This window comes from Mesorhizobium sp. P3_A8, assembly GCF_056402995.1.
In genome coordinates this window covers 526,891-539,921 of the sequence record NZ_JBFUGI010000001.1, presented here as the reverse complement: position 1 = coordinate 539,921, position 13,031 = coordinate 526,891, and the positions used below count along the sequence as shown (strand labels likewise).

Annotated in this window: 12 protein-coding genes and 1 pseudogene; 8 read left to right on the top strand and 5 right to left on the bottom strand. The window is 62.8% G+C overall.

The annotated features are described in order from the left end of the window. Positions 1 to 73: 73 nt before the first annotated feature. The 4 genes from AC1DX4_RS02490 to gcvA form a co-directional block, all read right to left on the bottom strand. Positions 74 to 1,396, bottom strand: a complete 1,323-nt coding sequence (locus AC1DX4_RS02490; protein WP_477218803.1) for an ABC transporter substrate-binding protein — start codon at positions 1,394 to 1,396, stop codon at positions 74 to 76. Between the two features lie 154 nt (positions 1,397 to 1,550). Beyond that, positions 1,551 to 2,990: a hypothetical protein gene (locus AC1DX4_RS02485; RefSeq protein ID WP_477218802.1), complete on the bottom strand. Its 1,440-nt coding sequence runs from the start codon at positions 2,988 to 2,990 to the stop codon at positions 1,551 to 1,553. A gap of 199 nt (positions 2,991 to 3,189) precedes the next feature. Beyond that, positions 3,190 to 4,494, bottom strand: coding sequence for a nicotinate phosphoribosyltransferase (pncB, locus tag AC1DX4_RS02480; protein WP_477218801.1), 1,305 nt, complete (start codon positions 4,492 to 4,494; stop codon positions 3,190 to 3,192). Between the two features lie 136 nt (positions 4,495 to 4,630). After that, on the bottom strand, positions 4,631 to 5,605 hold the full coding sequence (gene gcvA / locus AC1DX4_RS02475) for a transcriptional regulator GcvA (RefSeq protein WP_477218800.1): 975 nt from the start codon (positions 5,603 to 5,605) through the stop codon (positions 4,631 to 4,633). Positions 5,606 to 5,813: 208 nt separating this feature from the next. On the opposite strand from gcvA, the gene speB reads away from it, so the two are divergent. From speB to AC1DX4_RS02435, 8 genes and pseudogenes are all read left to right on the top strand, one after another. Next, positions 5,814 to 6,875, top strand: coding sequence for an agmatinase (speB, locus tag AC1DX4_RS02470; RefSeq protein WP_477218799.1), 1,062 nt, complete (start codon positions 5,814 to 5,816; stop codon positions 6,873 to 6,875). Between the two features lie 80 nt (positions 6,876 to 6,955). Then, a complete protein-coding gene (locus tag AC1DX4_RS02465; RefSeq protein WP_477218798.1) occupies positions 6,956 to 7,765 on the top strand; it encodes a transporter substrate-binding domain-containing protein in 810 nt (269 codons plus the stop codon). 6 nt (positions 7,766 to 7,771) lie between these two features. Continuing rightward, positions 7,772 to 8,428, top strand: a complete 657-nt coding sequence (locus tag AC1DX4_RS02460; RefSeq protein WP_477218797.1) for an amino acid ABC transporter permease — start codon at positions 7,772 to 7,774, stop codon at positions 8,426 to 8,428. Then, complete coding sequence (locus AC1DX4_RS02455; protein ID WP_477218796.1) at positions 8,425 to 9,072, top strand: amino acid ABC transporter permease; 648 nt, start codon at positions 8,425 to 8,427, stop codon at positions 9,070 to 9,072. The genes AC1DX4_RS02460 and AC1DX4_RS02455 overlap by 4 nt, the downstream gene beginning before the upstream one ends. A 188-nt stretch (positions 9,073 to 9,260) precedes the next feature. After that, a complete protein-coding gene (locus AC1DX4_RS02450; RefSeq protein WP_477218795.1) occupies positions 9,261 to 10,163 on the top strand; it encodes a VOC family protein in 903 nt (300 codons plus the stop codon). A gap of 34 nt (positions 10,164 to 10,197) precedes the next feature. Continuing rightward, complete coding sequence (locus AC1DX4_RS02445) at positions 10,198 to 10,800, top strand: sulfotransferase family protein (RefSeq protein WP_477218794.1); 603 nt, start codon at positions 10,198 to 10,200, stop codon at positions 10,798 to 10,800. 162 nt (positions 10,801 to 10,962) lie between these two features. Beyond that, a complete protein-coding gene (locus AC1DX4_RS02440; protein WP_477218793.1) occupies positions 10,963 to 11,826 on the top strand; it encodes a dienelactone hydrolase family protein in 864 nt (287 codons plus the stop codon). 48 nt (positions 11,827 to 11,874) lie between these two features. After that, a pseudogene (locus AC1DX4_RS02435) lies at positions 11,875 to 12,117 on the top strand (amino acid ABC transporter permease); the annotation flags it as partial. 181 nt (positions 12,118 to 12,298) lie between these two features. Here AC1DX4_RS02435 and AC1DX4_RS02430 read toward each other — a convergent pair. Beyond that, positions 12,299 to 13,027: a hypothetical protein gene (locus AC1DX4_RS02430; RefSeq protein ID WP_477218792.1), complete on the bottom strand. Its 729-nt coding sequence runs from the start codon at positions 13,025 to 13,027 to the stop codon at positions 12,299 to 12,301. Positions 13,028 to 13,031 lie beyond the last annotated feature (4 nt).

Below are 13,031 nucleotides of genomic sequence, written 5' to 3'. Positions count from 1 at the left end.
GGAGCGACAGCGAAGGGCCGGGTCCGGCAGGACAGAGGGGGGTGCCTTGGCGCTCACGCTGCTGGAGCTAAGCTCACAGCGCCTGCGTCGTATAATCCCCCTCGGCCTCGTAAAACCCGTCTTCGATCTTGGTCTTGTGCACAACCTTCAGCTTGCCGCCTTCGACCTTGGAGATGTTCTGGATGCCAAAGCACTGGTGGATCTTGCCGTTGAAGGTTTTCGCGCCTTGCGGATGCTCAGGGCCTTCGGCGAAGGCGGTCAGGGCTTCGGTGGCCTCAACCAGCTTGGCGCGGTCTTCCGGGCCCTTGTAGCCGGCGTCTTCCATCGCCTTCTTGACGACATAGAGCGTTTCCCAGCAGCCGAACATATGCGCGGCGGTGGAAACGTCCTTTGGGTCGCCGACGGCGGCGCCATTGTCGTCGATGCCGACAGCGGCGCGATAGGCCTTTTGCGCTTCGCTGTCATCGGCCTGCGCGTAGCGCGGAGAGCCTTCCCAGAAATGGCTGCCGTCCAAAAATTCCAGGCCGGGGCTGTTGATGTCGGTGGCCTCGAGCGAATCGATGAAGCCGAACAGCTGCGGCCGGTTGGAGCCGTAGAACTCGCCGAGTTCCTTGACGAAGGTGAGCACCGCCGGGCCGACCATGACATGGTAGATCACTTCGGTCTCGGGCGGGATCTGCGGAAAATATTTGGTGAAGGACGATTCCGTCGGCGGGATGGCAATCTGGGCGATGACCTCAGCGCCCTGCGCCTTCAGCGCCGGCGGCAGGTAGTCGCGGTGGTCGTAGCCGAAGGCGAAATCGGGGAAGATCTGCGTCACCTTCTTGCCGGCATTGGCCGCGATCCACGGCGCCATCGACTGGATCTGGCTCTTCACGTCGGTGATGCCGGGCTGGAAGACGTAGCGGTTGAGCTTGGTCGAAGCGACATGGTGGCCTTCGCTGACGACGAAATAGGGCATCTTGTTTTCGCCGGCGGCGGGCGCCGAGCCGATCACGACATGCGAGAACAGCGTGCCGAAGACGATGTCGGTCTTGTGCTGGGTGGCGAACTTGCCGACCACTTCGGCGCCGCGTCCGGGATCGGTGCCGTCATCCTCGATGATGACCTCGACCTGACGGCCATTGATGCCGCCGGCGGCGTTGATCGCCTTGACGGCGGCAGCGGTGGTCTTCTCGTACCAGCGGCCATAGGCAGCGCCGATGCCGGTGCGGTGCGACTGGAAGCCGATCTTGATCGGCGCCGAGCTCTGCGCCTGGGAATAGCGAACGAAACCTGGCGCCACGGCAAGGCCGGCGCCTGCGGCCAGGCCCTTCAGCGCCGTGCGGCGGGTGAGGCCAGTCTTGGAGGTGAAGGCGGTCTTGGAGAGGTCGAAAAATCCGTTCTTGTCAGCCATGTTCGTTCCCCTGTTTTTCGGTTTTGACCAACGATAAGGCGGCTTCGGCATCCTCGCTCAGAGGGTGCAAAAAATTGCATGTGTACAAACTAAATCACCAAAGCCTTGATGTGGCAAGCGAGCTTTCCCCAACGACATCGGGGCCGCCCTTTTCTCATCCGGCGGTCGGCGTGGCAAGCAACCAGAGGCCGAAGACGGTGTAGGCGATCATCAGCAGGGTGAGCGGAAACTGGCTGAGTGCGGCGCGGGCAGGCTGCGGATGCAGGCGCCAGGCAAAGCCGTGGGCGATGAGGACGGCGAGCACATGGCCCAGGATGATGGCGCCGGCCTGGATGTTCCACAGCCACCACGCCGACTCCGCGCCGGCGACGATGCCGGCCTCGACCTGGATGTCGGCGGTACCGAACAGGTTCCAACCCAACGCGAACGGGTCGGACAGGGAGGCTAGCGCATACTGGCCGTCGACCAGAAGCGCCGTCAGATAGTGCGCGACGTGATAGGCGAGTGCGATCGGCACGATCGACCACACCAGCAGGCCGGCCGCTTGTCCGAGTGGCTGATCACTGCCCGCAAGACGCTGGCCGAGGATGACGGCGAGAAGGAACACCGCCACCAGCAGAACGAATGTCAAAACGAGCCCGAAAGTGGCGCTGCCGATCACGGCGGTGCGGCCGGGGAATTCGAGCGGATTGACGCCGAACAGGCCGAGCCAGAAGAAGGTTTTCGACAGGCCGTCGAAGGAGACCGAGGACAGGGCCAGCAGCAGGAAGGCGATGCCGCTGGACGAAAGTGGCTCCGCCGCGAGCAGCTTGGCGCCCGGCCAGCACAGTGCAAGCCGGCCTTCCTCGTCGCGCTCAACCGGCGCAAAGCGCGCCACCATCGCGAAGAAGATGGTCAGGAACTCGCCGCTGCGGCTCCACTGGGGATAGCCGAATACCAGCATCGCCAGGAAAGAGAACAGCCAGTAGAGACCGGCGGCCCATGCAAGGCGGGCCGGATCGTCAGGCGCCGGATCGATGAGTTCGAACCAGGCAAAGGCGAAAAACAGGATGACGGCAGGCCAGCAGCCGAGCCATCGAGGGAGGCGCCATGGTCCCTCATCGTTTGTGCCGAGCAGGCGAGAGGCGAGGCGCCATGGCCCATGCCAGGGATTGAGCCATAACCAGAGGTCGCCGAAGACGCCTTGCAGCAGCGTGCCGCCGGCCCACAGCAGCGTCCAGATCACTAGAGGCAGCGGGTTGGAGAGCGGGTCGCGGCTGCCGAAAAAGCCGGCGGCAATGAGAATTGCAAAGCCGGCAAAGGATGCCAGGCTGATGGCGGTGCGAGCGTTGTCACCGAAGGCGAAAAGCGGCCGGCGCCGACGCCAGAATTTGTCGAGCGAAGCCGCCGGCAGCAGCGCCAGCACGAGGAAGCTGACGGCCACGGCGAAGGCGCCGCCGATCAGATAGTAGCCTGTTGGCAGGAGCAGGACGTGGCCTCGATCGGAGGCGTGGGCGAAGGCGGGGGTGGGGGATATGAGCGATACGGCGGTAAGCAATAAGGCCAACGACAGAGGGCCGCGCTCTACGGCGCCCCCCTCTGTCCTGCCGGACATCTCCCCCACGAGGGGGGAGATTGGCAGYTCGCGCGATCGGCGCCTCTCTAGCGACGTTGCAGATTGGCGAAGGCGGAGATGAAGTCCAATCTCCCCCCAAGTGGGGGAGATGTCCGGCAGGACAGAGGGGGGCGCCAAGGAACTCAGCCTATCCAATTTTGCGGTCTCGTGTGGCGATGCCGGAAGCACCGGTCGCCCCTCACACCTTGACCAGTTGCTCCACGCGGTCCTTCTGGCCAAAAATCCTGATATAGCGCTCTATCTCCTTCTTATCCCCCGTCGCTTTGGCCGGGTTGTCGGATAGCTTCACCGCCGGCCTGCCATTGGCCTCGGTGACCTTGCAGACCAGCGATATCGCATCGAGGCTGTTGGTTTCGATCGGCGCGCAGCCTTCGAAATCATTGGTCAGGTTGGTGCCCCAGCCGAAGGACATGCGCACCTTGCCCTTGAAATGACGGTAGGTCTCCTCGATGGTTTCCACCTCAAGCCCGTCGGAGAAGATCAGCAGCTTCTGCTTGGGGTCCTTGCCCTTCTCGCGCCACCACGACAGGATTTTTTCGCCGCCCTCGATCGGCGGTGCGCTGTCGGGACGGAAGCCGGTCCAGTCGGCCACCCAGTCCGGCGCGTCGCGCAGGAAGGAGGCGGTGCCGAAAGCATCGGGCAGCACGATCAAGAGGTTGCCGCCATAGTAGCGCTGCCAGTCCTGCAGCACCTTGTAGGGCGACTGTTTCAGCTCTTTCTCGGACTTGGCAAGGGCGGCAAACACCATCGGCAGTTCATGCGCGTTGGTGCCGAGCGCTTCGAGGTCGTTGTCCATGGCCAGCAGCACGTTGGAGGTGCCGGTGAAGGCCTCGCCGATGCCTTCCTTCAGCGCTTCGACGCACCAGCGCTGCCACAGGAAGGAATGGCGCCGGCGCGTGCCGAAATCCGATATGCGGATGCCGGGCAGAGCCTTCAGCCGCTCTGTCTTGGCCCACATCTTGGCCTTGGCGCGGGCATAGAGCACATCGAGCGCGAACGGCCCGAAGGCCCGCATGGCCGCGCGAGATCGGAGTTCGTTGATGATGGCGAGCGCCGGGATTTCCCACAGCGTGGTGTACATCCACGGCCCGCTGAAGGTCAGCTCATACTGGCCGTCGCGCTTCGACAGCTCGTAGTCCGGCAGCCGGAAGCCTTCCAGCCAGGCCAGGAATTCCGGTTCGAAGATCTGTTTGCGGCCATAGAAATTGTTACCGCCGAGCCAGATCATCTCCTTCTTGGAGAAGCGCAGCGTGCGGGCATGGTCGAGCTGTTCGCGCAACTCGCCTTCATCGATCTCGTCGGCCAGGTGCACCGAGGTTGTGCGGTTGATCAGCGAGAAGGTGGTCTCCACCTTGGGGTACATGCCCCAGATCATCTGCAGCATCAAAAGCTTGTAGAAGTCCGTGTCGAGCAGGCTGCGCACGATCGGGTCGAGCTTCCAGGTGTGGTTGTAGACGCGCCGCGCAATATCGGTCTTTGCCATGTCTGGTTACCGCCTTCGCTGCCTGCCACCCACAATCGCGACAGGCCTCATAGCATCGAATTGGCCAGAACGCTGCCCGCTTTCAAGCTGGCCCGACAAAAAGAACGGCCTGCATATGGCTGTGGACAGGCCAATCTCAGCTCCCGGTCTTTGCGCCGATGACCTTGAGTTGCGGACGCTTGCGGCGGCTGATGATGCGGCCGGCGACCGGAGCGTCGGCGCGGCCGTCATCCCCGGCCTTTTCGGCGAACAGCCAGTCGATGAACACCTGCACGATCGGCGTCGTCCGCATTTCGTTGCGGCAGACGATGTAGAATTCGTCGACCGCCGGCACCGACAGGCTGAATGGCGCGACCAGCATGCCCCTGGCCAGCAGCGCGCTTGCCGTTACGGAATCGCCCAGCGCCACGCCATGGCCGTGCACCGCGGCCTCGGTCGCCATGCGTGCGTCACCCAGATAATGGCGGCGGCCGCGCTCGAGATCCAATGCATCGGCGGTTGCCAGCCAGGTGTGCCATTCGCGTCCGTCATCGCCATGCAGGAAGACATGATCGGCGAGATCGCGAACGCTGCGGATCGGCCGGTTGTTGATCAAGGTCGGGCTGACCACGGGAAACAGTTCGAGACCGGACCATTTGCGCATCCAGCAATCGGCCCAGCTGCCATTGCCATAGTGTACGCAGACATCGATATGCGGCGCGCGGATATCCCTGGGATCGTTGGAGGGGATGAGCGTCAGCTGGATGTCGGGATATTGCGCGGTGAAGCTGCCCAGCCTCGGCGTCATCCACAAAAGCAGCAATGCCGGCACGCAGGACACCGACAGCGCGCCGCTGCTGGCCGGCCGTGTCAGCCGCTGGGTGGCGGCGGCGATGCCGTCGAAGGCTGTCGACACCGCCGGCAAGAGCTCGGCGCCATGCGGCGTCAGTTTGACCCGTTGGCCGACACGCTCGAACAGCTTGACACCGAGCGACTGTTCCAGCGCCTTGATCTGGTGGCTGATGGCGCCATGCGTGACATTCAGCTCACCCGCCGCCTTGGTCAGCGAGCCATGGCGCGCCGTGGCCTCGAAGGCGCGCAGTGGGTTCAGGGGTGGCAGGCGCTTGGCCATGATGCTCCACTTCTTTGTGAGATTTTCTCACAGAAAACACCCTAACAATATCAATTGATTTTTCAATGCGGCTGCCGGACACTTCAGCCCGGAACAGCATCAAGACGTGAAATCTGCAGGCAGCCAGCGGGACAGCGACCCGGCCGGATGACGGTCAGTTCGCCTGGGGTCGCCGACGGTCATACAGCATCAGCCAGGAGGAACGGATATGGGTTACGATCGCGGCAAGCTCGACGCGTTGCGTCGCAAGTATGGCGAGAGCCATGGCGGCGAAATGTTCGACCCGAAGTTCCGCAAGGTCGCCGACAAGATCTTCTCCAAGAGCGGCACCAGGCTGGCGCCCTATTCCGGCATTCCGACCTTCCTCGCCGCGCCCTACCGTGAAATCGCTGCGGAGAATCCGGATTTCGGCGACCTGCAGGTGGCCATCATCGGCGTGCCGATGGACCTCGGCGTCACCAACCGGCCGGGCTCCCGCTTTGGGCCGCGGGCGCTGCGCGCCATCGAACGTATCGGCCCCTACAATCACGTGCTGGAATGCGCCCCGACGCATGAGCTTCGGGTGGCCGACATCGGCGACACGCCGTTCCGCAGCCGTTACCGGCTGGAGATCAGCCATGAGGATATCGAGCGCCGCACCAACCAGATCGTCGATGCCGGCGTCATTCCACTGTCGGTCGGCGGCGATCATTCGATCAGCCATCCGATCCTGAAGGCCGTCGGCAAGAAGGCCCCGGTCGGCCTCATCCACATCGACGCCCATTGCGACACCAGCGGCCTGTTCGACATGACCAAGTTCCACCACGGCGGACCGTTCCGCAACGCGGTGCTCGATGGCGTGCTCGATCCGACCCGCACCATCCAGATCGGCATTCGCGGCTCGGCCGAATATCTGTGGGAGTTCACCTACGAGTCCGGCATGACCGTGGTCCACGCCGAGGAGGTGACCGGTCTCGGCATACCCGCCATCATCGAGAAGGCGCGCAAGATCGTCGGCGACGGCCCGACCTATGTCTCCTTCGATATCGACAGCGTCGACCCGGCCTTCGCGCCGGGCACCGGCACGCCGGAAGTCGGCGGCCTGACGACGCGCGAGGTGCTCGAACTGCTGCGCGGCCTCAAAGGCATCAACATCGTCGGCGGTGACGTCGTCGAGGTGGCGCCGCAATATGACGCCACCACCAACACCGCGCACGCCGGCGCCCAGGTGCTGTTCGAAATCCTGAGCCTGATGGTGTTCAGCCCGGCCATTACGGGCAAGGGAGCCTGACGACCAAAACCAAGGCGGCCGCCGCGCTGGAGCCGGCGGTCGACCCAGACAATCAAAAAGCTTCCAGAAGGGGAATACCAATGACAATCCAAAAAACACTCAAATCATCCATCGCCGCCATCCTGGTGCTGGGCGCCGCCGGTTTCGGCTTCGCCACGCAGGCCGCCAATGCCGACGCGCTGGCGGATATCACCAAGGCCGGCACCATCAATGTCGGCGTCTTCGCCGATTTCCCGCCCTTCTCCTCGGCCAGCGCCGATATGAGCCTCAAGGGCTATGACATGGATGTCGCGCAGTACATCGCCGACACGCTCAAGGTGAAGCTCAACCCGGTCGCCGTCACCGGCCAGAACCGCATCCCCTATCTGAACGACCATCGCGTCGACATACTGATGAGCGTCGGCTACTCGAAGGAGCGTGAGCAGGTCATCGACTTCGCCGCTGCCTACGCACCCTATTACATCGCGGTGATCGGGCCGGCGGCGATGACGGTCAAAGGCAAGGAAGACCTTGCCGACAAGTCGATCGCCGTCAACCGTGGCACGCTCGAGGACACCTCGCTCACCGAGGCAGCACCGGCCTCGGCCGACATCAAGCGCTTCGACAACTACAATTCGGTCATCCAGGCCTTCATCTCCGGCCAGACCCAGCTGATGGTCGTCGGCAACGATGTCGGCGCCCAGGTGCTGGCCAAGCAGGATGCGCTGAAGCCGGAGCAAAAATTCCAGCTGCTGACCTCGCCCTCGCATATCGGCCTCAACAAGAACGAGGACGGCTTGAAGAAGGCGGTCAACGACGCCATCGCCAAGATGCTGGCCGACGGCAAGCTGGACGAAAGCTCGAAGGCCTGGCTGAAGACGCCGCTCAACCCCGACAATCTCAAGGATTGAGTTTCCGTGGCCTTTGCCTGGCTCCCGGGTGCTGTGGGCGACATCGCGCATGGCGCGGTGACGACGATCCTGCTGATCGCCGTCACCACGCTGGCGGGGACGCTGCTCAGCATCCTCGGCGCCGCCGGACGGCGCAACGGCCCCGTGCTGCTCAAGCGGGCCATCGCCTGGTATGTCGAGGTGATGCGCAACACACCGTTCCTGGTGCAGTTGTTCTTCATCTTCTTCGGCCTGCCCAGCCTCGGCATCAGGCTCGACCCGATCCTGGCCGCCATGCTGGCGATGACGCTCAACATGGCAGCCTATACGATCGAGATCGTCGGCGCCGGGCTTGATGCCGTGCCGGGCGGGCAGACGGAAGCCGCCCTGGCGCTGGGTTTGAGGCCCCGCCAGGTCTTCATCAAGATCGTGCTGCCTCAGGCGCTCAAGATCATCTATCCGGCGCTGACCAGCCAGATCGTCATCATGATGCTGGAATCGGCCGTGGTCTCGCAGATCGCGGTGCGCGAGCTGACCTATGAGGCCGACATGCTGCAGGCGCGCACCTTCCGTTCCTTCGAGACCTATTTCGTCGTGACGCTGGTCTACCTCGCTCTGTCGATGGCCTTGCGACGGCTGCTGGTCACCGGTGGGCGCCGTGTTCTCGGAGCTGGTGTGTCATGATCGAATTCACCTTCTGGGACATCGTGCGCAACCTTCTGCTCGCCGCCCGCTGGACGGTGCTGCTGTCGCTGGCCGCCTTTGTCGGCGGCGCTGCCGTCGGAATGGCGGTGCTGTTCCTGAGGATATCCAAGAATAAATGGAGCCGGCGCTTTGCCTCCGGCTACATCGCCCTGTTCCAGGGAACGCCGCTGCTGATGCAGCTTTTCCTGATGTTCTTTGGGCTTCCCATGCTCGGCCTGCGCATCGAACCGTGGACCGCGGCGGTGCTCGGCCTGACCTTCTTCGCCAGCGCCTACCTCGCCGAGATCTGGCGTTCCGGCGTCGACGCGCTGCCGCGCGGCCAGTGGGATGCCGGCGCCAGCTTAGGCCTGCACTATCTCCAGGAACTCAGGCTGATCATCCTGCCGCAAGCCTTCTCGATCACCCGCGCGCCGACGGTCGGCTTCCTGGTGCAGCTGATCAAATCGACGGCGCTAACCTCGATCATCGGCTTCGAGGAGCTGGTCAGGACCTCCAACGCCATCAACAACGCCACCTTCGAACCCTTCAAGGTCTATGGGTTGGTGGCGCTGATCTTCTTCCTCATGTGCTTCCCGCTGACGCAATACGCCCGTTCGCTGGAGAAGCAGGCGGCGGCGCGCTGAGCAGAAGGCATGTTGTGTTCTGCAACATCGACGGCGACTAACGCCGGATATCGGAAGTGACAGCAGGGCCGACAACGACCCGCCTGCCCCAGGTGAATACGCGCCCGGTGGCGGTCGTCCCCAACTATGCGCAAGACAGGTATATCATTCACGGCTAATGTTATCCCGCTGCAGGGAGACAACGGCCGATGAAGAGCCAAGAAACTCTGGCCACCACCACCCGTCTCGGCCCGGTTCATTTGCGCGTCGTCGACATTCCAGCCGCTTTGCCGGTCTGGCGTGACGTCATCGGGCTCTCGACGCTGACCAGGGATGGCGGGATCGTCGAACTCGGCGTCGACGGCAAGACCCTTATTGTGTTGCACGCCGGAGCAACAACCGTCCTGCCGCCAAAGTCCCGCGATCTGTTTCATGTCGCCATTCATGTCACGAGACGCAAGGAACTGGCCCGGGTCGCCGCCCGGCTGCGTGCCTCCGGCCTGAGGCACGGCGCCCAGGATCATCTGATCTCGGAATCGCTCTACGTTTCCGACCCTTCGGGCAACGGGATCGAGATCTGCTTCGACACGCCCGGGCGCCTCGCCTCCAGGGAAGAGACGGCTGGCGGCGGTGTTTCGCTTGTCGCCAAGGACGGTACAAGGCATTCCGGTCTCGAGCCCCTGGATGTCGATCGATTGCTGCAGGAGCTCGGCACGGCGGACCGTGCCAAGGTTCCGCTGGCGGTGGACAGCTTCATCGGTCACGTTCATATGCGCGCGCGGTCGCCCGAAACGCTGATGGCGTTCTACCTCGGCGTGCTTGGCTTCAGGCCACATATCCAGTCCGCAACGTTTGGCCTGTTCGACTGTGGTACCGAGGAACGCCCACACATGGTGGCGTTCAACATCTGGGCGCGCGGCGAGCTGAAGGAGCCACCCCTTGGCGCGGCAGGTCTGGAGCATTTTACCGTTGTGCTTCCGAGCCGGGGAGACCTCGCCGCCGTCACGCGTCGTCTCCGCGATGCGCAGGTGCCCTGGCTGGAAACGGAAGGTGCGCTGGACCTCGCCGATCCCGAGGGAAACCGCCTGCGGATGGTGTTCGCAAGGGGCTGATCTGGCTGCGGGCCTGAACCCCGGGAGGGGGACAATGGTGATAAGGGTAATCGGAACGGGCTTTGGCCGGACAGGAACGGACTCGATGCGCGAGGCGCTGACGATCCTTGGTTTCGGCCCCTGTCACCATATGTTCGAAGTCATGGCCAATGAAGACCAGAAGCGGCTTTGGCGGGCTCTGGCGAAGGGCGCGGCACCAGACTGGAATCAACTGTTTGCCGGCTACGCCTCCTGCATCGATTGGCCCTCGGCGCACTATTGGCGTGATCTGATTGAGTTCTATCCGGACGCCCGGGTCATCCTGACATACCGTTCGCCGGAAAGCTGGTGGGAAAGCTTCGAGAAAACGATCGTGGCAGGCATCAGCCAGAGCACGGATCAGGAATCGCTGGGTCTTGCCTTGATCTCCAGGCAGGTCTTCGGCGGCCGGCCGCACGATCGCGCCCATGCCATAGCCGTCTACGAAGCCAATATAGGCGCGGTCATTGCGACAGTGCCGCCGGCTCGGCTGCTGGTTCACAATCTGGGAGATGGATGGGAGTCGCTTTGCCTGCATCTCGGTGTGTCGGTGCCGGACCAGCCATATCCCAATCGCAACAACACCAAGGACTTTCAGTCGACTCTCGCACTGAATTAGTTCCTCGCGTCTGCAAGGGCTGATGACCACCTCGCAACTGCGGACGTCGATGTTGGCCTGGTTGGTCTCGTCCTTCCTTTGCCACGCAACCGTGATTTGCGGTCAGTCGAAGTCCGCCTCACTGTGAGCATAACGGCTTTCGGCGGGGAGGGCGCTTCAGCGATGCAGGCGAAACATCTTGTCGCTCTCGCGGGCCTGTTTGCCTTTTGGATGGCACAGCCGGCTACGGCCGCCAGCCAGGAACCCGATCGCGTCAGCATTCCGGCCGACGGCAAGAACGAGCCGGCGACACTGGACGCAATGCTGTTCAAGCCGCAAGGGCAAGGGCCGTTTCCGGCAATCGTCGCCATGCATGGCTGCAGCGGCCTGTGGAGCAGCAAGAACGACGCGGAGCTCAGTCCGCGCCATGCCGATTGGGGCCAGCGCCTGGCCGCTCTCGGCTATGTCGTGATCTTTCCGGACAGCTATGGTTCCCGGGGACTGGGCCCGCAATGCAAGAACGGCGACCGCGAGGTGGAGCCGTATCGCGAGCGGGTGGAGGATGCCAACGCCGCCCGCCGCTATCTGCAGACGCTGTCCTATGTGAAGTCAGCCGCCATCGCCTTGCTCGGCTGGTCGAATGGCGGCTCGACCGTCCTTTACACGGTCCGGCCGAAGGACCGGCCAAAGGCTGGCTCGCTTGACTTCCGCGCTGCGGTCGCTTTTTACCCCGGCTGCACGGCTTCGGTCGAAAAAGGCGATTGGGCGACCCGTGTGCCGCTTCTCATTGTAATGGGCGAGGCGGACGACTGGACTCCGGCCGCGCCGTGCAAGAAGCTGGCGGACGCCAACGCCGACAGCGTGAAGCTCATCCTCTATCCCGGCGCCTATCATGATTTCGACAATGAGGCGCAGAAACTGCACGAACTGCATGGGTTGGCCTACACGGCCAATGGCAACGGCGTTGCGCATGCCGGACTGAACCCGGCAGCCCATGCGGCGGCGCTCAAGGACGTGCCCGATTTCCTCGCCGTGCTGAAACAGTAGGGGGACATCAGATTAACCTGACTGTCGCCGGGCAGATGCCGCTTTCGATCACGCGCGCCGACCGTCGGCTTGCTGGTGCAGCTGATCAAATCGATGGCGCTGACCTCAATCATCGGCTTCGAGGAACTGCTGCGGACCTCCAACGCCGTCAACAACGCGACCTTCGAACCGTTCAAGGTCTACAGACTGGCGGCGCTGACCTTCTTCGTCATGTGCTTCCCGCTGATGCGATACGCGCGTTCGATCGAGAAGCGGGCGCCGGTGCGCTGGGCCGCGAGTATGATTTCTTGACGGGCGTCGACGGCAATTACAAACGATGAAGCTGTCTCTGCGGCAGCGCTCGAATGGGCCCTTTGGGGTCAGAGCCGGAATTGGCGAATGGCAGGCCCTGACCCTGTAGGCGAACTTTCTGAAGCTCACCCAACAGCGGCTTTGCGCCTCGCGCGGTGACAAATCCGGCAGCAGGTGCACCTCAAGATGATGACCGGAGATCGACCCAAAAATGATGGAGTTCAAAGGGTGACATCGCGTCTAGCCGGGTCAGATCATGCGAGGCAAAATGCAATACCGAGGATTCGGAAAATAGACCCGGTTTAGGGAGCGCCGTGAGGCCTGCCTGAGCGAGTTCCTGCGTGACTTCACTCCAGATCGGCTCGACATCCATCGACTGAACATAACCGATCATGGCGCCTCCGATGTCGTCCTTCCCATAGAGGTGAGATTGATCGACAAATCGGTTGACGCCGTGGGCGACATAGTTCGCGTTCAATGCCCATGTTCCGATCGCTTGACCTAGGCGTTTGCACTCGACGACATATGCGCGTGTCGCACGAGCAAGATCCTCTGCCTGATCGTCCTGAAAGCTCCACTGAAAGTCTGGGCGTTTATTTTCACGCGGCGTTCTTTCCGGGTCGTCTGGGCTCGGCTGATTATTGGCCTCAGCCGCTGGCGCGAGTGTCCATGTATGTTCGCGGCTCAGCGTCGGGCGCGGAAGGATATTGAAGAGCGCCTTCTGCCGTTCAGCGGCAATGCGATGCATTCGGAAAAATAGATCGCGGTTGAGATCGTTTTCGCATGAGTTACCGAAGCCGCTGTCGTCCGCCGCCGCGGCGAGACTCTCAAGCCCCGCACGAACGACGTCCTCGACTTTCTCGACGAACGACGGCCATAAATTGATCGCAATAGCGGCCAACCCGGTCATTCGC

Bases quoted from the DNA above. Each gene is read 5' to 3' on its own strand.
- AC1DX4_RS02490 (WP_477218803.1), bottom strand. From the start codon at position 1,396: ATGGCTGACAAGAACGGATTTTTCGACCTCTCCAAGACCGCCTTCACC.
- AC1DX4_RS02485 (WP_477218802.1), bottom strand. From the start codon at position 2,990: ATGTCCGGCAGGACAGAGGGGGGCGCCGTAGAGCGCGGCCCTCTGTCG.
- pncB (WP_477218801.1), bottom strand. From the start codon at position 4,494: ATGGCAAAGACCGATATTGCGCGGCGCGTCTACAACCACACCTGGAAG.
- gcvA (WP_477218800.1), bottom strand. From the start codon at position 5,605: ATGGCCAAGCGCCTGCCACCCCTGAACCCACTGCGCGCCTTCGAGGCC.
- speB (WP_477218799.1), top strand. From the start codon at position 5,814: ATGGGTTACGATCGCGGCAAGCTCGACGCGTTGCGTCGCAAGTATGGC.
- AC1DX4_RS02465 (WP_477218798.1), top strand. From the start codon at position 6,956: ATGACAATCCAAAAAACACTCAAATCATCCATCGCCGCCATCCTGGTG.
- AC1DX4_RS02455 (WP_477218796.1), top strand. From the start codon at position 8,425: ATGATCGAATTCACCTTCTGGGACATCGTGCGCAACCTTCTGCTCGCC.
- AC1DX4_RS02450 (WP_477218795.1), top strand. From the start codon at position 9,261: ATGAAGAGCCAAGAAACTCTGGCCACCACCACCCGTCTCGGCCCGGTT.
- AC1DX4_RS02445 (WP_477218794.1), top strand. From the start codon at position 10,198: ATGGTGATAAGGGTAATCGGAACGGGCTTTGGCCGGACAGGAACGGAC.
- AC1DX4_RS02440 (WP_477218793.1), top strand. From the start codon at position 10,963: ATGCAGGCGAAACATCTTGTCGCTCTCGCGGGCCTGTTTGCCTTTTGG.
- AC1DX4_RS02430 (WP_477218792.1), bottom strand. From the start codon at position 13,027: ATGACCGGGTTGGCCGCTATTGCGATCAATTTATGGCCGTCGTTCGTC.